Below are 19,001 nucleotides of genomic sequence, written 5' to 3'. Positions count from 1 at the left end.
CATCTCACAAAGTGCCTTGCAATTGGCTTGCAACACAATGTAACTCGCTCGCATTCAAACGATGCGCTATTCATTTGCATTACAATGAAACGCAAACGCAATGTAGAGCTTGTATGACAAGATAAAGCGATAGCTCAACACCTTTCTACCCCCTCCCTTATTATATGAATATCCTAACCTTTTAGTAGTTCATTTTCCCTCATCGGTTGCTGTAAAAAAACATAGGATAATAGTAAGTAGTGATTGGTATGGGAAGGGGGTGGATAATGTGGGGAAGACGTTGTTAAAGATATCTGTCGTATATTTTATGATCGGTATCGCTTTTGGATTGTATATGTCGATGACGCATGTATTTAAACTGACAACGGTTCATGTGCATGTAAATTTATTGGGCTGGATGTCATTGGCTCTAATCGGCTTGATCTATCATTTGTACCCGTCGTTAGAACGAAATAGTTTGGCGAAGGTGCATTTTTGGCTCCATAATATTGGTTTGCCAGTAATGATGATTAGCATTGCAGCAGCTATTTTGGGCGGCCCGTCATTCTTTTTCCCTCTTGCGACAGCTGGAGGAGCGGCTGTTTTGATTGGTATTTTCTGTTTTGGCTTTAATGTTTTATTTAGATTGAAATAATAGACCTTACGATCATCCTCTGGTTGGCGGTTAGGACCGGAGGATTTTTATCGTTGCCAAACAATTGGACTATGGCATCACAATGATCGCCTGGGGGTTCCTTGTATGATACGCTGTTTGAAAGTGCTATTGGTTGTATTCAAGAATACCGTCCGCTCATAGATGGATGGCTGGGAATTGATTGGGGATAAAGGATGCATTCTAATTATGCTCTGATCTTTGTAAAGCATATTGAATAGTATCAATCTATCGCTGTATCAATTGGATTAACGGACAAGCCTGAATATTGTATAGTGAGAAAAATGGCTGAGGAGGTATGGATTATGAAGTTAGATCATGTTGTTTATTTTACGAACAAGAGTCCCGAAGAAGTTGTTAAGGAGAAGAAAGATGAAGGGAAGCATGTCGTGGAAGGTGGGCGCCACGAGAAGTGGGGAACGCATAACGCATTATTATATGTAAAAAATGCATATGTGGAATGGCTTTCCGTTGAGCATATGGATATTGCTGAGAATGTAGATCATCCATTGACCCGATTATTGCTACATGATGTTAAGTATGGGGATGGATGGGGAACACTTTGTTTATCAATTGAAGGAATTGAGCGTTTTCGTGACGAAATTGAGAATAAAGGATTTCGGACTTCCGGTGTGATAGATGCTGAACGGAAAACGACTTCAGGCGAATTGAAGAGATGGAAAATGCTATTTGTTGAGCAGCCTGTGTCAGGCGAATTGCCTTTCCCGTTTTTCATTGAGTGGGAAGAGAGTGAGGAAGAGCGTCTTGCGAAGCTTCGCGAACAGGGTATTTTGACTGCGGAAAATGAAAATCTTGCAATTCATGAGTGTGTTTTTGCAGTAGAAGATCCGTTGAAGGAGACTGGAGAGTGGGCTGTATTGCTGTCACAAAAAGTTGGCGATGATCATAACATTGTGCTGGAAAACGTCCGCTTGAAATTTGTCCAAGCTGAAGGCGATTTGAAGCGTGAAAGACTGCAAGAAGTTGTGATTGGCGCTGCTGTGGAGTAAGAAGTTGTTTTGTAGCATTGTTGAGCGTTAAATGATTTTTGCGTGAATGGACGCAGATTATGCGGGACTGGGAGACTTTTTGTAGGTGACAGCATTGATTATGCGTTTACAAAGTGAATTATGCGCATTTGGCTTTGTTTATATGCTGATGATGTGTTTAGAATGCTGTACTTTGCAAATCAATGCTGATTCGATCGGATGCTATTGTGTTTAGGAATTGGGTTGTTGTGAAAGGGGATTTTTTATGGAGATACTAGTGGAGTATGCGTTATTAGTAGGCGTACAGGAACAAAATGATGAGCATTTTGAGTATGAGATGGAAGAGCTGAAAAACTTAGCTGAGGCGATCGATGTGACGGTCGTCGGGAGTGTGACGCAAAATTTGGAGCGGCGGAATTCGACTCATTATGTTGGAAAAGGTAAAATCCAAGAGATCCGTCGTTTTTATGAGGAGGCGGGGGCGAATTTAGTTATCTTTAATGATGAATTGTCGCCTTCTCAAATTCGTAACTTAGAGCAAGAGTTAGAGGTGAAGGTAATAGACCGGACGATGCTCATTTTAGATATCTTTGCACGTCGGGCACGGACGCATGAAGCACGGATGCAAGTGGAGTTGGCACAGTTGCAATATTCGCTTCCACGGCTCGTCGGACTGCGTGCTTCATTGAGCAGGCAAGGAGGAGGTACGGGCGGCGGTTTTCAAAATAAAGGTGCCGGTGAAACAAAATTGGAGCTTGATCGCCGGAAAATCGAGGATCAGATTGCAAAGCTTCGCAGGGACCTTGAACAGGTGAAGGAGCAACGGGAAACGCAACGGAAACAGCGAAAGCGGAGCGGGATTCCGGTCGTATCGATTGTCGGCTATACGAATGCAGGAAAGTCAACGTTGCTCAATCAGTTATTACAACGATTCAATGACGACGATACGAAAAACGTGTACGAGGAAGATATGCTGTTCGCGACTTTGGATACGTCAGTCCGTCATTTGAAGCTTCCCGACAAAAAAGAATTTTTGCTAACGGACACAGTCGGGTTCGTTTCCAAGCTGCCTCACCATCTTGTGAAAGCGTTCCGTTCAACGCTTGAAGAAGCGAAAAATGCTGATGTGCTATTGCATGTTGTCGATGTGTCGAATCCGGATTATCCATATATGATGCAAGTGACGAATGAAACATTGCATGAGATTGGCGTGGAAAGCGTCCAAACGATCAATGTATATAATAAATCGGATTTAGCGGAAGTCCCTTATCCGAGGACGAGCGGAAGTACGGTATGGATTTCTGCAAAGGAAGCGGCAGGATTGGACGAGCTGATCGATTTGATTAAGAAAACGGTTTTCGGCCAATATATTACGTGCAAGTTGCTCATTCCATTTGAACGTGGGGACATAGTTTCTTATTTGAATGATAAAGCGAATGTCAAACATACGGAATATGAAGAAGGTGGAACACTTATGACTGTAGAAATGGACAGTAGTGAGAAAACGAAGTTTGAGGAGTATATCGTAAGCCATTAAAAAACTGCACCGCTTCGTTGCGGTGCAGTTCTTATTTATAAAGAGAAAGGGGGTGGGATGGTAATAGTATGCCCGATTCTCAAAAAGTTAAACCTCTTGAAATTGAATTGAATGTAGGCGGGAGAAAATGCCGCCCTTATTCACCAACTCTTCGTATTTGCCGTCCTCGGCGATGCCTTCTTCTGTTACGACAATGACACGGTCTGCATCACGGATTGTCGCGAGGCGGTGAGCGATGACTAATGTCGTTCGATTTTCTGCGAGTTCATTTAAAGATTGTTGGATGATTCGCTCCGTTTCTGTATCTAAAGCTGAAGTTGCTTCATCCAAAATGAGGATCGGCGGGTTTTTTAAAAACATGCGAGCGATGGCGAGGCGTTGTTTTTGTCCACCTGACAGTTTCAAGCCTCTTTCACCGATTTGTGTTTCATAGCCATCAGGCAAGGAAGCGATGAAATCCTCCAAATGAGCTTTTTGTGCCGCTTCGAATACTTCCTCATCTGTTGCATCCAATTTACCGTAAGCAATATTTTCTTTAACGGTCCCTGTGAATAAAAACACATCCTGCTGCACAATTCCGATTTGCGAACGCAATGATTGCTGTGTCATATTGCGGATGTCAATTCCATCGATCGAAATTGCTCCTTCATTTACATCATAAAACCTTGGAATGAGTGAAGAAATCGTTGTTTTACCAGCACCTGAAGGTCCAACAAATGCGATTGTTTCCCCCGCTTTAATCGATAGATTGATGCCGTTTAATACGTCTTTATTGTCATCGTATCTAAAATGGACATCATCGAATAAAATATCACCATTCAAATGAGAAACGGCGATTGCTCCGGGACGGTCTTGAATTTCAGGTTCTTGTTCAATTAAGTCCCTGAATCTACGGAAACCGGCCATCCCTTTTGGATAGAGCTCTAACAGCGCGCTGATTTTGTCGACAGGCTTAATTAGAATGTTAACGAATAATATGAAACTGACCATTTCCCCGATTGACAGTTTTTCTTTGATTGTAAACCAAGCTCCAACTACTAATACGACGAGTGTAACGAGTCTTGTCATCATATACATGCTTGAGTGAGTCCAAGCCATGACGTTATATGCGACAAGTTTCGCTTTGCGGAAATTGCCATTGTCTGTTTCAAAGCGTGCCATTTCAAAGTTTTCATTTGTAAATGATTTAACGACGCGTGCTCCTGAAACGGAGTCTTCGACACGGGCGTTGACATCCGCGATTTTTCCATACATATTTTGCCATGCTGCATTCATTTTCACGTTACAAAATGTAACGAGCAAAATTAGGAACGGAATCATAAGAATCGCAATAATAGCAAGCTCAGGATTAATTGAGAACATGAGCAAGAAAGCACCGACGATCGTCATAACCGCAATAAAAGCATCTTCCGGCCCGTGATGCGCTAACTCGCCGATGTCAAACAAATCATTCGTAATCCGGCTCATGACATGTCCGGTTTTCGTATTGTCGAAAAACCGGAATGATTGGCGATGCACATGATTGAATAATTGCTGGCGCATATCTGTTTCGATGTTAATTCCTAATTTATGACCTAAATAACTAACGACATATTGAAGGAATGTACTTAACAAATATACAGTGAAAAGCAAAATGCTGACCGTTACGATTCTTCCCCAGTCGCCCGAAGGTAAAAGCTGATCAATAAACCATTGGACAGCCATCGGAAATGCCAATTCCAATAATGCGACAGCTATTGCGCTTGAGAAGTCGATAATGAAAAGGCGTTTGTGTGGTTTATAATACGAAAAGAATTTTTTAAGCATTTACTATTGTTCCTTTCTATAGTTAATTGCTATTATAGCGGAAATTCGTAAAGATAGGTTACTAAAATTTCGAACTCCGAATGATAAAGAAGGAAAAAAGTTTCAGAGAATTCTTCTGTGTAGAAAGAATCAAAAACGATTATTTTCTTAAAACAGTGGAACCCTTTTCCATTCTTCCCGTATGATTAACTGGAAGCAAATAAGTTAGTAGAAAAGGAGAGACCAATGATGAATAAGTGGTTAAAAGGGATGGCAGCAGGAGTTCTTGCACTCGGTTTAGCTGCATGCGGTTCCACAGCAGAGCCTAAAACGGATAGTGAAACAGGAGAAAAAGCCAATGTCACAAATAAGAGCGAGATGACTGCTCAAGAAGTATATAACAAGGCAATGTCTGTCTCTGAAGAGCAAAAGAATATGCATGCAGTTGTTGATGTCGATCAAAAAATCTCTGTACCAAGTGAAGATTTCGAAATGGACAGCAATATTAAAATGGATATGGACATGATCGTTGAGCCGCTTTCCATGTACCAAAAAATGAGCGTGGACATGGGACCTGATATGGGCAAAATGGATATGGAACTGTATTTAACAGACAGCGAGTTCTATATGCAAGACCCTGAATCCGGTGAATGGTTGAAATTCACAAACGACATGTACGATGAAATCATGGCTGAAATGGGTGGAGAAACTGACCCAACTTTAGACATGGAAATGTTCAATGAGTTCAAGGACGATTTCAAATTCGAACAAACAGATGACGAATATATTTTAACGTTAAGCGCATCTGGCGAAAAATTCAACGAGTTAATGTTAGAACTAATGAACGAAAGCATTCCTGAAGATCTAAGCGCAGAAGAAGCTGAAATCATTGAAAACATGAATGTAAACGGCTTGACGATCGAAATCTTTATCGACAAAGAAACATTCTACACGAATGCATTTAACTTGGATATGGATATGGACATGAAAGTTGAAGAGCAAGAGATGAACATTACGCAAAAAATGAAAGCTGTAATGAGCAAAATCAATGAGATTGACGAGATTGTCGTTCCACAAGAAGTTGTCGACAATGCAATCGATCTCGGTGAAATGTAATAAAGGAAAGCGCCAGCCGAGGCTGGCGTTTTTTTGTGGTAAAAAGTCGTTGGATAGGGATGGCAGGGCTGATGTGAGCTGAAATGTGGCACGGCAATATTTGGAAAGGGGCTGCATAATTGCGAGGAAAGTTAGGTTGGAGAGAGGGGAATATGGCGTTTCCATTTAATTGTAATACAGAAGGAGAAGAAGGGAGTTGCTACTAGGGGCTGCGATGAGTCGAGAAGTTAAGACTTTAAAATCCGGTTATGCGAACGCTACGCTGATTTGTGCGCATTTGAGTGAGGCTTATACATGTTTGGGGAGTTTTTATGCATTACCTCAAAGAAATATGCGTGTGTATATGAGAATATGCGTTTTTGACTGACTTTATGCGTCTTTAAAATGAATTATGCACTTCTACATATGGCATTGGTTCTGCGTGGTATGTGCTGCTTAATCGGCCACGGTTCAATATTTACGAAACTTGCCACAAGTTGCGCAAATACTGAGATTTAGCATGTTTGATCGGTATATTCAGAAGAAAATATCGTTTAATTGATAATCATTTTCAATTATGAGTTGACATGAAATTCTTAACTGATATAATTGGATTTGCGGCTAATTGATAATCGTTTTCATTATAACTGTTCTCATTTAGGCGCAAATATTCGATATCGGAGTTCTTCATGAAGAAACGTTATTTGATTACAGCGCTCATAATACTTTCCTTCCTATCGCTTTTTGTAGGGGTAAGTAGCATTACACCGGCGGATCTACTGGACTTCCAGTCGGAAGAGATGGAAATATTCTTAATCAGCCGTTTGCCTCGTCTAATTGCAATTATATTGGCTGGTGTAGGAATGAGTATTACCGGTCTAATTATGCAACAGTTAAGTCGAAACAAGTTCGTTTCGCCAACAACGGCAGGAACACTGGATGCTACCCGATTAGGGATCTTAGTATCTATGCTTTTATTCGCAAACGCAACGATGTTTGAGAAGATGATCGTGGCATTTGTATTTGCGCTTGCGGGAACGTTATTGTTTATGAAAATTTTGGATCGAATTAAATTTAAGGATGCCATTTTCATTCCGCTTGTCGGGTTGATGTTTGGAAATATCCTTTCTTCGATCACTACTTTTTTCGCCTATAAAGCAGATGTCATCCAAAATATGTCGGCCTGGTTACAAGGTGACTTTTCGATGATCATGAAAGGGCGATATGAAATATTGTACATAAGCATACCCGTCCTCATCATAGCTTACCTGTATGCGAATCGTTTTACGGTCGCCGGTATGGGTGAAGATTTCTCCAAGAACTTGGGACTTGCTTATAAGCGGATTGTCAATATCGGCCTCATTTTAGTCGCTCTAATTACGACTACGGTCATTTTGACAGTAGGGATGATTCCTTTTTTAGGATTGATTATTCCAAACATCGTTTCGATCTTCAAAGGAGATCATTTGAAGAAAACGTTGCCGCATACAGCTTTGTTAGGTGCGAATTTCTTGCTAATATGCGATATTTTGGGAAGGGTGCTCATTTATCCTTATGAAATATCAATTAGCCTTATGGTTGGTGTAATCGGAAGCGGAATCTTCCTCTACTTGTTGTTTAGGAGGAAGGCATATGCGTAATTCAACGAAACTCATTATATTATCGGCGTTTGCCGCAGCAGCTTGTGCGTTGTATTTATTCCAAGGGTTGAACGGAAGCTTTGATTATGCATTGCCTCGTCGCGGTATTAAAGTTTTAGCAATGGCCATTACTGGGGTTGCGATCGCCTATTCAACTGTTGTATTCCAAACGATTACGCATAACCGTATTTTGACACCAAGCATTATGGGACTGGATTCATTATATTTATTGCTGCAAACTGTTATTATTTTCTTTCTTGGTTCTACCCATATAACAGTTGTCAATCAGCATGTGAACTTTGTTTTATCAATTTTAATAATGTTTTTCTTTGCGCTTATTTTGCACCAATTTTTATTCCGCAGGGGAAATCAGCCGATCTATTTCCTATTATTAGTAGGGATTATCTTAGGAACGTTTTTCGGGAGCATCACGACTTTCTTCCAAGTGCTGATCGATCCAAACGAATTTTTACAAGTGCAGGATAAGATGTTCGCAAGTTTTAACAATGTGAATGGAGATTTGGTTTGGTGGGCTGTAGGAATCGTCTTACTGACTTTTGTTTTTGGGTGGAAATGGTTTAACGACCTTGATGTTCTGTCTTTAGGCAGAGACACCGCCATTAACTTAGGTGTTCCTTATGACCGAATCGTTCGTTTAATGCTTATTATTTCAGCTGTGCTTATTGCAGTTTCGACAGCTTTAGTTGGGCCGATTACGTTTTTCGGTTTGATCGTCGCCAACTTATCCTATCAATTTTTCAAAACTTACAAACATAAAGTTCTTATAGCAGGTGCATCGGTCATGAGTATTATTGCACTTGTCGGAGGACAATGGGTTGTTGAGCGTGTGTTTACATTCTCGACAACGCTTAGTGTCATTATTAACTTTGTCGGCGGCATCTATTTCATCTATTTACTATTAAGGGAGAGTCGATCCACATGATCCAAGTTCGAGAGTTGTCTAAATTCTATGGGAAGAAAGCCGTTGTGGAAAAAGTAAATGTCGATATTCACCGAGGTAAAATTACTTCTTTCATCGGCCCAAATGGGGCGGGTAAGTCGACATTGCTTTCAATGGTAAGTCGTTTAATTGATGCGGACACTGGAGAAGTGCTTGTAGATAATGATCATGTCCGGAAAATGAAGTCCAATGAGTTTTCGAAACGGGTTTCCATTTTGAAACAGTCCAATTTCATGAATGTGCGGCTGACGATCCGTGAATTGGTTTCATTTGGTCGATTCCCGTACTCTCGCGGCAAGCTGACTGCGGAAGATATTCGCATCGTTGAGCAAGCTATGGATTATATGGGATTGATGGATATGCAGCATGATTATATGGATGAACTGTCTGGCGGGCAACGTCAACGGGCATTTATCGCTATGGTTATCGCACAAGATACGGATTATATATTGTTAGATGAACCGCTTAATAACTTGGATATGAAGCATTCCGTGCAAATCATGAAAATTTTGCGCAGATTGGTTGATGATTTAGGGAAGACCGTCGTCATCGTATTGCATGACATTAACTTCGCGTCTGTCTATTCAGATCGGATTGTTGCTTTAAAAGACGGTAGGATTGTCAAAGACGGACCGACGCATGACATTATCAATTCAGATGCATTAAGAGAAATTTACGATATGGAAATACCAATTAAAAAAATGAATAATTGCCGTATATGTGTTTATTTTAATTCATAAAAAGGATGGTTAGAATGAAAAAGATTTCATTTACTCTGCTATTGGCAGCATTTCTACTAGTGCTTTCAGCTTGCGGCTCTAAAGATAATAATGAGGGCAATAACAGCAGTAACAGCGATAAAGCAGAAGAGCAACAAGTAATTTCTGTAGAACATGAATTAAGTGACAAAGCTGTAGAAGTTCCGAAAAACCCGAAAAAAGTTGTTGTTTTTGACTTTGGTACGCTTGATACGTTGGATGAGTTAGGAATTGATGCAGTTGCAGGATTGCCTAGAACGAATATCCCAAGCTATCTTTCTAAATTCGATGATGATAAATATACAAACGTTGGGAGCTTAAAAGAGCCTGACTTCGAAGCAATCCATGCTTTAAATCCAGATTTAATTATTATTTCTGGCCGTCAATCTGCTATGTATGATGAATTCACGGAAATCGCACCTACGATTTACGTAGGAGTCGATAATGAGAACTATATGGAATCTTTTAAACATAACATTGAAGTAATCGGTGAAATCTTTGGCAAAGAAGATCAAGTTAAAGATGAACTAGCGGCAATCGATGAAGATATTGCTGCAATTAATGAAAAAACATCTGGAACGGAAGACAAAGCGCTTATCATTTTGGCTAATGAAGGGAAAACAAGCGCTTACGGTTCAAAATCACGATTCGGCATTATCCATGATGTATTCGGGTTTAAACAATCGGATGAGGGAATAGAAGCTTCTACACACGGCCAAGGAGTTACATTTGAATATGTTTTAGAGAAAAACCCGGATATTCTTTTCGTAATTGACCGTAGTGCAGCTGTAGGTGGAGAAATCGGCGCGAAAGAGACTGTTGAAAATGAGCTTGTGAAAAAAACCTCTGCCTATGAAAACGGTAAAATTATTTATCTTGATCCAGACTACTGGTACCTATCTGGCGGCGGACTTCAGTCTATTAAAGAGATGGTAAGAGAAGTCGAAACAGCGCTATAATATTTGATTACATGAAGAAACGTTCTTAGGGCCGTCTATCGGCTTCTCGGAACGTTTCTTTTTCGTTTGGATTAGTATATTATCATAATACCGTCGTAACATATGGTTATGATAATATAGGTTAAAAAGATGAACGTGAGGTGGAAAGATGGGGAAATCGGTCAGGGTAAAGGCACCTACAGTTGAATCGGCTGTCGACATCGCTTTAGAAGAGTTAGGATTGAAGCTTGAAGATGTCGAAGTAGATGTAATCGTAAACCCAGGTTCAGGCGTATACGGCCTTAAAAATAGATTGGCGGAAGTATGTGTAACGCAATTACAAGTAAAGGTGCCTGTCATGCCTTCGGGAACTGCAGAAGCGGCAACTGGTGCACGAATTATCGGGAAACGGGTAGAGGTTGTTGCAGATGCACCTAATTTTCCCGTTATCATACCTAAAAATAACGTGACAGTCTTGAAAAATGGAGTTGCGATAAAAGATCGCTTTATCGCATATCCGGAAGATGATATCCGAATCCGTATGAACGATGAAATTTCACCTCCTCAATTTTCGATTACTTTAATTGAACAAAATATCATCGCCATAATAAGAGTGACGCCAGGCATGCGGATTAAGCGGACATTACAAAATACAGATTTTAGTGACATACTTCATATAGAAGCTCATGAGGAAATTGAGCTGTTCAACAATTTAGAGGCGGAACAGATTATCGAAAAGCTTTCTGAATTAGGAATTACTGAGAGGTTGAATTTGAAAGCGATTGAAGAAGCGACAGAGACGCTCATCGACTTTGAAGCAATCGTAGCGAGAGGTCATTTGCCAGTGGAGGGCATTAATGGCGATATTCAACTTTACGTAAAAACGAATGGGGATACTTGCAACAAACAAGAAAAAGTTGACTATCGGGAAATGAATCGCATTATTTCTGTCCAGAAAAATGAGCGGATAGCAGCTTATTTGCCTGCGGTAGCGGGTGTGGATGGTATGGATCTTTTCGGCAATAAAGTGCCGACGGATCCGGTTCAAGATTTGGATATCCGGTTAGGCGACCATGTTGAAATGAGGGATAATGAAATCTATGCCTTGTCATCAGGTATATTTCATTTAGAGAATCACGGTTCTTATATAAAAATAGACGTACAACACGAATACATACATGAAGGAAATGTCGATCTATCAAGCGGCAATATCCGTTTTACCGGCGATGTAATGATAAGCAAAGATGTCACTCCCTCAATGTGTGTAAGTGCTACTGGGAAAGTGTGCATTGGAGGATCTGTCCGTAAGGCGACTATAGAATCGGAGCAATCTGCTTATATCGAGGGAAATGTTTTCTCTTCAACTGTTACGGTCGGTAAAAAAGAGGCGGATTTGTCGGAGATTTCTTCGCTTTTACAAGGGTTGATCGTTTATTTTGAACAGATTGCTGAAACGATTCGGCAAATCATTCATATCCGTGGAATTGGCATGGATGAAATTGATGCGAGAGAATTAAAAGATCTGTTCAGAATTATTTTAAAGGATCGGTATTTTGATTATCAGAAAGAGAAGCAGCTGTTTTTACAGAAGGTTGATTTGCATCAAGCAGATTTAGCGCCTGAATGGACAGACTTCATAAGTAAATTGGATGGACTTTTTACGGATACGTCTTTGACAATCATTCGGAATGCTGCACAATTCGAAGAGTTCTTAGATAATGGGCGAGTGCTTTATAGTCAAATTTCTGCTCCGGATGCGAACAGGCCTGTATTGAAATTACCTTATGCGGTGAATAGCATTTTGTCTTGCAGCGGCATAATCGATGTTACAGAAAAAGGGCTACACAATTGTACAGTTTCTGCCACGGAGAAGGTTTTCATAGAAGGTGTATGCCGAGGGGGAGAAGTGTATGCTGAGCAAAAGGTATCCATTCAAGAAGCAGGCTCCTCGAACGGTGTAAAGACAGTTATTAAAACGGGCGAGGGTGGAATTATTTCAATCGGTCTTGCCCACTACGGAACGGAAATTTGGTTAGGTGAACGTGTATACCATTTTTACGAAGACAAGTTAGGTGTCCATGCCCGCATTGTCGGTAATGAGCTTTTAATTGAATGAATGTTGAAAACATTCCGTGTGAAACGATAGACCTTGTCGCCTGATCGTGTCAATAGTATAATGACATGTGTCATGACACTACTAAACGAAGGGTAGACGGATTGTGAATAAAAAGAATGAGCCGATTTCACGCAATAAATTATTAGTTATCTCGGGGACTGGCTGGTTGTTTGATGCGATGGATGTCGGCATATTGTCATTTGTAATCGCTGCAGTAGCAGTTGATTGGCATTTATCGACTGAACAAATGGGCTGGATCGGCAGTGTCAATTCGATCGGCATGGCGGTTGGCGCTTTTGGATTCGGACTTTTGGCAGACCGAATCGGGCGCAAGTCGGTATTCATGCTGACATTGGTATTATTTTCGCTTGCGAGCGGATTATCAGCATTGACGACATCGTTGACAATTTTTTTGCTTTTGCGCTTCTTAGTTGGAGCTGGACTTGGTGGAGAGTTGCCGGTCGCTTCCACGTTAGTTTCCGAAAGCGTGTCGGCTAAAGAACGTGGGAAAGTAGTCGTGCTGCTTGAAAGCTTCTGGGCGGCCGGATGGCTATTGGCTGCATTAATTGCTTACTTTGTCATTCCAGAGTTCGGATGGCGCATTGCATTAATATTAACGGCTTTGCCGGCCTTTTATGCGATTTATCTACGGCGGAATTTACCGGACTCACCGAAATTCGAAAGAGACGGAAAGCCGAAGCAATCATTTAGGCAACGATTGAAGATCGTTTGGTCAAAGCCGTATGCACGTAGGACGCTGACACTATGGATTGTTTGGTTTATGGTCGTCTTTTCTTATTACGGGATGTTTTTATGGCTACCAAGCGTGATGGTCATGAAAGGTTTCGATATGATTCAAAGCTTCGGATATGTGCTGCTTATGACGCTTGCTCAGCTGCCCGGATATTTTACAGCGGCGTATTTGATAGAGAGGGCTGGGCGAAAATTTGTCCTCTCGACTTATTTGATCGGAACGGCGTTGAGTGCGTTAGTCTTTGGGAATGCGGAGTCGTTGACATTATTGTTATTCTCCGGGGCTTTTCTGTCGTTCTTCAATTTAGGGGCTTGGGGCGCGCTATACGCTTACTCTCCGGAGCAATATCCGACTTCTGTCCGGGCGACAGGTTCAGGCATCGCGGCTGCTGTCGGCCGAATTGGCGGTATTTTTGGACCATTGTTGGTCGGTTGGATGCTGCAGGCAGGCTATGGTTTTGGAATTATTTTTGGCATCTTCTGCGGTTCGATACTTGTAGCAGTTTTTGCAGTCGTTTTTTTAGGTGTCGAAACGAAGCAAGTTGAATTGGAATAATAGTAAATCACAATAAGGCTATAAAACATTGCAGTAGAGATGCTGGGATGTTTTATAGCTTTTTTTATTGTCTAAGTCGTTAGTTGAAATGAAATAGTAAGAACTGCATTTTTTTAGTTTGATTAGACGATTAATGAAAGAAGTTTTTTATGAGTATGCCATTCTACTCATAATGTTTAGGGTCAAATGGTGTAATTTTGTTGAAATAGTCAGTTATCCTTTGCAATATAAACAGAGGATATTTATAGTAGAAAGTTGAAAATTGATAGGAGAGATAACGATGACTAAGAAATTTCAAATTTTAATTGGCCTCATGATGGTGTTTGCGCTTGCTGCATGCAGCAACGACAAAGACAATGAGGAAACTTCAGCGCCAAAAAATGAAACTCCGGCAGTCGCTGCTGAAGAAAGCGCTAATGAGAATGAAGTGAATGAAGAAGAAAAAGAGAAAGCGGAGGACGAAGAGGATGAAAACGAATTGGCAGATGATGAGTCCATCGGCGTGACGATGGAGGAATTTACAAAAGTTTTCAATGAAAAATCCGCTGAGGCAAACTTGGATTTTACAATTGGCGATATGGAGTGGGAAGATACAGAACAAGGGCTGAAAGCGACTACGATTGAACTGCACGAAGATGTCCATTTAAATGGGCTTGTAAAGGAAGATGGCGGAGATTTAAAAGCAGTTTTATTGGAAGTGGGTGGCTACGAGTCCCGGGAGCAAACAATCGGTTTAGTGCAAGCAATTATCGAATCCGCTAATCCGAACGTTAGCGATGCAGAAACGAAAGGCTTGTTAAAAGAGCTTGGATTGTCTGATCCGAAGCAAGATGGCGACGACTCCGAAAAGTTTATTGACAAAAATGGACTTCAATATTTACTTAGCAATGAATCAGGAAATTGGCTTGAGTTTATGATTGGCAATCAAAACGATCCGGACATTAAGGAAATATTAGAAGGCTAATTGACAGACTGACTGCTTACGGGCGGTCAGTTTTTTTATTTAGTAAGGGAGGGATAATTGGTCGTTATATGGAAGTATTGAACGGAATGAAATAGTGGAGCTGCGGTGGTTATGCGTTATTTATTTGATTTATGCGCGGGAGTGTAGTTTTATGCTTTTTTGGAGTTGATTATGCGTTATTGTAAGTATTTATGTGTTCTTTGTTGATTTTTATGCATTTATGTATAATTTTTTTTGCGTTTCTGTAGGCAGTGATGATGTGGCGTTTCAAAAGGTTTTTATTCTTCATTCAAGAAGGGTATTGTTAAAGGGAGAAGTGTTTTGGGAGGGAGTGTGCTGATGTTTCGGATACCGGAATCGATTGCTGCGGTCGGTAAGGAACGGATTAATGGATTTCCTGTTGAAGGTTTTGTCTATGGGGAAGGTCCTGAGCGTCCCGAGCTTATGCTAATTGGGGAGGCCCCGGGAGAGTTTGAAATAGTGGATGGCATTCCTTTTGTCGGCAGGGCAGGCAAAGAGTTGATGAGGTCCTTAGGGTCAATCGGATTATCGCGTGAAGATGTATACATAACGAGTGCGGTGAGGAGCAGGCCATATAGATGGGGGATGAAAAAGGAGCGGGATGGTACGTTGACGGAACGGAAATACAATCGGCCGCCAACGCAAAAAGAAATTTTGGCACATGCTCCGGTGTTGGATTATGAATTGGCAAACGTTAAACCGAAATTGATCGTCACGTTGGGCAATGTTGGCTTGCAACGATTGCTTGGCAAGGAAGCAAAGGTGACAGAGTTGCATGGACAGTTGCTGGAAAAGCCTGTACGTTGCTTGCCTGATTTATCGTCAACAGCATATGAATGGACGGAGCGTTTGTACCGGATCGTACCGACGTTTCATCCGGCATCCGTTTTTTATAGGCCATCCCACCGCCCTGATTTGGATGCTGACTGGCTATCAATTGGCAAATTGTTAGAGGAAATGCGAAATGTCTGATCCCTATAAAAGAATTCTTGTGATTGGTTGTAGTGGAGCAGGGAAATCAACGCTTTCGAAGGAACTTGGGAAGAAACTTCAACTTCCCGTCCTCCATTTAGATGCCCTTTATTGGAATGAAGGATGGGTCCCAACGCCGAAGCCAGTTTTTAGAGAGAAGCTTCAACGGGCATTGATGGAAGAGGAATGGATTATAGATGGAAATTTCAATTCGACGATTGAGATGCGAGCGAAGTACGCCGATTTGGTCATCTTCCTTGATTATCCCAATTGGCTTTGTTTAGCCCGCGTTTTTAAGCGTAGGATTATGTATCATGGAAAAGCCCGCCCGGATATGGCAGAAGGGTGTACTGAGAAGCTTGATTGGGAGTTTGTAAAATTCATTTGGACGTATTCGAAAAAGAAGCGACCCGGTGTTTTTCAAATGTTGGACAGATGTGACGCGGATTTAGTTGTCCTTACTTCACCAAAAGAAACGGATCGTTGGCTTGCGGAGCTGTAATTAGAAAGGCTTACAGTTTCAATGGTGACGATTCTGTTTTTTGTTGCTCCCATAAGGGAATGATTGTATAACGTGAACGGAAATGATGGAGGAACAGCACATGTATTTTCCTATAGAAAAATCTTTTTTTCATATGCCTGTATTGGAGCTTGCACGCAATTTAGTTGGTCAAATGATTGTGCATGAGCTGCCTGAAGGAGTCATTGCAGCACGCATTGTTGAAACGGAAGCTTATCACGGGCCCGAAGACCGCGCTGCACATAGCTATGGCAATCGTCGAACGAAGCGGACCGAGATCATGTTTGGGGAAGCAGGTTTAGTATATACGTATCAAATGCATACGCACACGCTTATGAACGTTGTAAGCGGACCGATCGGAACGCCGCATGCCGTTTTAATTAGAGCTGCGGAGCCTGTTGAGGGCTTTGAGCTAATCCGCGATCGCAGAGGGGAGCATTTGAAGATGACAGATTGGACGAATGGCCCCGGGAAACTATCTAAAGCGTTAGGTGTCACAATGGCGTATTATGGCCATCATTGGGGTGACGAACCGCTTTTTATTGCCAAAGGTCCGGGTGCTTCGGAAGTTGTAAGCGGACCGAGAGTAGGGATAGGCAATTCTGGTGAAGCGGTCCATTATCCTTGGCGTTTCTATGAAAATAATAATTCTTTCGTCTCGAAGTATCGTCCATAGGTTTAGGTCGGAGTCCGTTGTGGAAAAGATAAAAGTGTAATCAATTCAGTAAAACGAAGGAGTGTTCATAGAGATGGCAAAAATTGCAACAGTCCTAACAAACCTATTTGAAGACTCGGAATACACGGAGCCTGCGGACGCTTTTAAAGAAGCAGGGCATGAAGTGGTGACGATTGAGAAGGAAGCTGGAAAAGAAGTGAAAGGCAAACAAGAAAAAGCGACAGTGAAAATCGATTTAGGGATCGATGAAGCGAATCCGGATGATTTCGATGCGCTTTTCATTCCAGGCGGATTTTCACCAGACCAACTGCGCGCGGATGATCGTTTCGTACAGTTCGTGAAGAAATTCATGGACGATAAGAAACCAGTATTCGCCATCTGTCACGGACCTCAGCTGCTGATTACAGCGAAAACTTTAGACGGCCGCGATGCAACCGGATATAAATCCATCAAAGTGGATATGGAAAATGCCGGAGCGAAATATGCCGATAAGGAAGTCGTTGTCTGTCAAAACCAGCTGGTAACGAGCCGTACACCCGATGACATTCCGGCATTTGTCCGTGAATCGAAAAAGTTATTGGAAGGCAAATAAGTTTGAATGGAACTGTCCTGCTGTGATGCCGGGCAGTTTTTTTAGGGGATCTCTGTCCGTAGGAGGGACAGGGATCTTCTTTTTTTGTGGTGGCTCGTTTATCAGCTTCTATAAACGAGCGGTAACTGCTGAGTATTTTAGTAAATTTATTATGTAAATGGATAATACGTAATGTTCTTGAAATACTGTTTTGTACATGGTAAATTTAAACGAGACAATGATGCGGATCATAATGTTCAGACAGTATTAGATAGATTTACAACGAGGGGGAACAATGCATATGAAAAGGGTTCTTAAAATGGGGAGCGCTTTCATCGGGATCATTGTCGGTGCGGGGTTTGCTTCCGGTCAAGAAATTCTGCAATATTTTACGAGTTTCGGAATGATGGGAATTGCGGCAGCTATATTATCCACCGTTTTGTTTGCATATATGGGGATGACGTTGACGCGACTTGGAAGCCGATTGAAGACAACTTCTCATAAAGAAGTAATTTACAAAATAAGTGGACGTTATATTGGAGTTATTGTTGACTATATCATCATTTTTACATTATTCGGTGTCGGTGTCGTAATGTTGGCTGGAGCAGGTTCGAACTTGGAACAGCAATTTGGCATTCCGTCTTACATAGGCAGCTTGTTAATGGTAGTTCTTGTTTTTGTAACGATTTTGATGAATGTCGATAAAGTCGTGGCAGTAATCGGAAGCATTACGCCTTTTCTCATTTTGGCGGTTGTCGTCGTTTCCGTTTATTGTTTGGTGACAATGGATACTTCATTTGCTGTATTGGATCCGGTTGCTACAAATGTCCGCACAACATTGCCGAACTGGTTCATTTCTGGGATAAATTATGTATCCTTCAACATTGCGTTAGGTGCTTCGATGTCGCTCGTTATGGGAGGAGCGGAGAAAAATGAGAAAGTTGCGGCGCTTGGCGGATTAGTAGGCGGTTTAGGATTAGGGATTTTAATCATTTTGAGTCATTTGGCGATTTTCTCAAAAGTGGATATGGTAGCAGATGTAGATTTGCCAATGTTGGCAATTATAAATGAGATATCTCCGATTTTGGCTACGCTTATGGCATTCGTATTGTATGGCATGATTTTCAATACAGCGGTCAGCATGTTTTACGCGTTTGGAGCGAGATTCGTTACAATCGGCACGAAACGCTTTAAAATGTTCGTTTTGATTACGTTAGTTATAGGTTTTGTGCTAAGTTTTGTAAAGTTTACAGATTTAGTGGCGTACTGTTATCCTACAATCGGTTATTTCGGTTTATTCCTAATGGCTGTATTAATATACTCTTCAATTAAGTTGCCCAAAAAAGTACATCGATAAGAAAACGCGATCACTATGTTGTGATCGCGTCAGACTGTAGACAAACACCAGGAATTTTTGGTGTTTGCCTACAGTCTTTTTTCTTTTAAAATAGAAGTAATACTAGAAAAGTTGATTTCCACTGCGGTCGGACGCTTTCC

17 protein-coding genes are annotated in these 19,001 nt (G+C 41.4%); 16 read left to right on the top strand and 1 reads right to left on the bottom strand.

Annotation, left to right across the window (positions count from 1 at the left end):
* The first annotated feature begins 268 nt into the window (after positions 1–268).
* The 3 genes from WFH04_RS09355 (at position 269) to hflX (ending at position 3,178) form a co-directional block, all read left to right on the top strand.
* Entirely contained in the window at positions 269–634 is a 366-nt protein-coding gene (locus WFH04_RS09355; RefSeq protein WP_336823789.1) for a DUF2871 family protein, read from the top strand.
* Positions 635–957: 323 nt separating this feature from the next.
* Positions 958–1,662, top strand: a complete 705-nt coding sequence (locus WFH04_RS09350; protein WP_336823788.1) for a VOC family protein — start codon at positions 958–960, stop codon at positions 1,660–1,662.
* Between the two features lie 244 nt (positions 1,663–1,906).
* Positions 1,907–3,178 (top strand): GTPase HflX, encoded by a 1,272-nt coding sequence (gene hflX / locus WFH04_RS09345; protein ID WP_336823787.1) that lies wholly within the window; start codon positions 1,907–1,909, stop codon positions 3,176–3,178.
* 87 nt (positions 3,179–3,265) lie between these two features.
* Here the strand turns inward: hflX and WFH04_RS09340 are convergent, their stop codons facing one another.
* The gene (locus tag WFH04_RS09340) at positions 3,266–4,984 is read right to left on the bottom strand and encodes an ABC transporter ATP-binding protein (protein WP_336823786.1); all 1,719 of its coding nucleotides are present in this window, start codon (positions 4,982–4,984) and stop codon (positions 3,266–3,268) included.
* Positions 4,985–5,212: 228 nt separating this feature from the next.
* Here WFH04_RS09340 and WFH04_RS09335 point away from each other — a divergent pair, with 228 nt between their 5' ends.
* The 13 genes from WFH04_RS09335 (at position 5,213) to WFH04_RS09275 (ending at position 18,861) form a co-directional block, all read left to right on the top strand.
* Positions 5,213–6,079: a DUF6612 family protein gene (locus WFH04_RS09335; RefSeq protein ID WP_336823785.1), complete on the top strand. Its 867-nt coding sequence runs from the start codon at positions 5,213–5,215 to the stop codon at positions 6,077–6,079.
* A 668-nt stretch (positions 6,080–6,747) separates the two neighbouring features.
* Positions 6,748–7,698 (top strand): ABC transporter permease, encoded by a 951-nt coding sequence (locus WFH04_RS09330; protein WP_336823784.1) that lies wholly within the window; start codon positions 6,748–6,750, stop codon positions 7,696–7,698.
* On the top strand, positions 7,691–8,641 hold the full coding sequence (locus WFH04_RS09325; protein WP_336823783.1) for an iron chelate uptake ABC transporter family permease subunit: 951 nt from the start codon (positions 7,691–7,693) through the stop codon (positions 8,639–8,641). The genes WFH04_RS09330 and WFH04_RS09325 overlap by 8 nt, the downstream gene beginning before the upstream one ends.
* Positions 8,638–9,399 carry an iron ABC transporter ATP-binding protein gene (locus WFH04_RS09320; RefSeq protein ID WP_336823782.1) on the top strand — a complete coding sequence of 254 codons (762 nt, stop codon included), beginning with the start codon at positions 8,638–8,640 and terminating at the stop codon, positions 9,397–9,399. The genes WFH04_RS09325 and WFH04_RS09320 overlap by 4 nt, the downstream gene beginning before the upstream one ends.
* 14 nt (positions 9,400–9,413) lie before the next feature.
* Positions 9,414–10,376, top strand: coding sequence for a siderophore ABC transporter substrate-binding protein (locus WFH04_RS09315; RefSeq protein WP_336823781.1), 963 nt, complete (start codon positions 9,414–9,416; stop codon positions 10,374–10,376).
* A 148-nt stretch (positions 10,377–10,524) separates the two neighbouring features.
* Positions 10,525–12,471: a flagellar assembly protein A gene (locus WFH04_RS09310; protein ID WP_336823780.1), complete on the top strand. Its 1,947-nt coding sequence runs from the start codon at positions 10,525–10,527 to the stop codon at positions 12,469–12,471.
* A gap of 103 nt (positions 12,472–12,574) precedes the next feature.
* Complete coding sequence (locus tag WFH04_RS09305; protein ID WP_336823779.1) at positions 12,575–13,780, top strand: MFS transporter; 1,206 nt, start codon at positions 12,575–12,577, stop codon at positions 13,778–13,780.
* Between the two features lie 280 nt (positions 13,781–14,060).
* Positions 14,061–14,744, top strand: a complete 684-nt coding sequence (locus tag WFH04_RS09300; RefSeq protein ID WP_336823778.1) for a hypothetical protein — start codon at positions 14,061–14,063, stop codon at positions 14,742–14,744.
* 339 nt (positions 14,745–15,083) lie between these two features.
* On the top strand, positions 15,084–15,737 hold the full coding sequence (locus WFH04_RS09295; protein WP_336823777.1) for a uracil-DNA glycosylase: 654 nt from the start codon (positions 15,084–15,086) through the stop codon (positions 15,735–15,737).
* On the top strand, positions 15,730–16,239 hold the full coding sequence (locus WFH04_RS09290) for a P-loop NTPase family protein (RefSeq protein WP_336823776.1): 510 nt from the start codon (positions 15,730–15,732) through the stop codon (positions 16,237–16,239). The genes WFH04_RS09295 and WFH04_RS09290 overlap by 8 nt, the downstream gene beginning before the upstream one ends.
* Positions 16,240–16,324: 85 nt before the next feature.
* Positions 16,325–16,933, top strand: coding sequence for a DNA-3-methyladenine glycosylase (locus WFH04_RS09285; RefSeq protein ID WP_408020183.1), 609 nt, complete (start codon positions 16,325–16,327; stop codon positions 16,931–16,933).
* Between the two features lie 73 nt (positions 16,934–17,006).
* Positions 17,007–17,525, top strand: a complete 519-nt coding sequence (locus tag WFH04_RS09280) for a type 1 glutamine amidotransferase domain-containing protein (protein WP_336823774.1) — start codon at positions 17,007–17,009, stop codon at positions 17,523–17,525.
* Between the two features lie 280 nt (positions 17,526–17,805).
* Positions 17,806–18,861 carry a YkvI family membrane protein gene (locus WFH04_RS09275; protein ID WP_336823773.1) on the top strand — a complete coding sequence of 352 codons (1,056 nt, stop codon included), beginning with the start codon at positions 17,806–17,808 and terminating at the stop codon, positions 18,859–18,861.
* Positions 18,862–19,001: the final 140 nt, after the last annotated feature.

This window comes from Sporosarcina sp. USHLN248, assembly GCF_037144575.1.
Classification (GTDB): domain Bacteria; phylum Bacillota; class Bacilli; order Bacillales_A; family Planococcaceae; genus Sporosarcina; species Sporosarcina contaminans.
Note: the sequence above shows the minus strand (reverse complement) of the source record. Positions and strands in the feature narration are given on the sequence as shown.

What these genes read in the sequence shown, in the direction of transcription:
- WFH04_RS09295 (WP_336823777.1), top strand. Translation starts at nt 15,084, where the DNA reads ATGTTTCGGATACCGGAATCGATTGCTGCGGTCGGTAAGGAACGGATT.
- WFH04_RS09330 (WP_336823784.1), top strand. Translation starts at nt 6,748, where the DNA reads ATGAAGAAACGTTATTTGATTACAGCGCTCATAATACTTTCCTTCCTA.
- WFH04_RS09300 (WP_336823778.1), top strand. Translation starts at nt 14,061, where the DNA reads ATGACTAAGAAATTTCAAATTTTAATTGGCCTCATGATGGTGTTTGCG.
- WFH04_RS09275 (WP_336823773.1), top strand. Translation starts at nt 17,806, where the DNA reads ATGAAAAGGGTTCTTAAAATGGGGAGCGCTTTCATCGGGATCATTGTC.
- WFH04_RS09335 (WP_336823785.1), top strand. Translation starts at nt 5,213, where the DNA reads ATGAATAAGTGGTTAAAAGGGATGGCAGCAGGAGTTCTTGCACTCGGT.
- WFH04_RS09350 (WP_336823788.1), top strand. Translation starts at nt 958, where the DNA reads ATGAAGTTAGATCATGTTGTTTATTTTACGAACAAGAGTCCCGAAGAA.
- WFH04_RS09325 (WP_336823783.1), top strand. Translation starts at nt 7,691, where the DNA reads ATGCGTAATTCAACGAAACTCATTATATTATCGGCGTTTGCCGCAGCA.
- WFH04_RS09320 (WP_336823782.1), top strand. Translation starts at nt 8,638, where the DNA reads ATGATCCAAGTTCGAGAGTTGTCTAAATTCTATGGGAAGAAAGCCGTT.
- WFH04_RS09340 (WP_336823786.1), bottom strand. Translation starts at nt 4,984, where the DNA reads ATGCTTAAAAAATTCTTTTCGTATTATAAACCACACAAACGCCTTTTC.
- WFH04_RS09280 (WP_336823774.1), top strand. Translation starts at nt 17,007, where the DNA reads ATGGCAAAAATTGCAACAGTCCTAACAAACCTATTTGAAGACTCGGAA.
- WFH04_RS09285 (WP_408020183.1), top strand. Translation starts at nt 16,325, where the DNA reads ATGGAGGAACAGCACATGTATTTTCCTATAGAAAAATCTTTTTTTCAT.
- hflX (WP_336823787.1), top strand. Translation starts at nt 1,907, where the DNA reads ATGGAGATACTAGTGGAGTATGCGTTATTAGTAGGCGTACAGGAACAA.
- WFH04_RS09310 (WP_336823780.1), top strand. Translation starts at nt 10,525, where the DNA reads ATGGGGAAATCGGTCAGGGTAAAGGCACCTACAGTTGAATCGGCTGTC.
- WFH04_RS09290 (WP_336823776.1), top strand. Translation starts at nt 15,730, where the DNA reads ATGTCTGATCCCTATAAAAGAATTCTTGTGATTGGTTGTAGTGGAGCA.
- WFH04_RS09315 (WP_336823781.1), top strand. Translation starts at nt 9,414, where the DNA reads ATGAAAAAGATTTCATTTACTCTGCTATTGGCAGCATTTCTACTAGTG.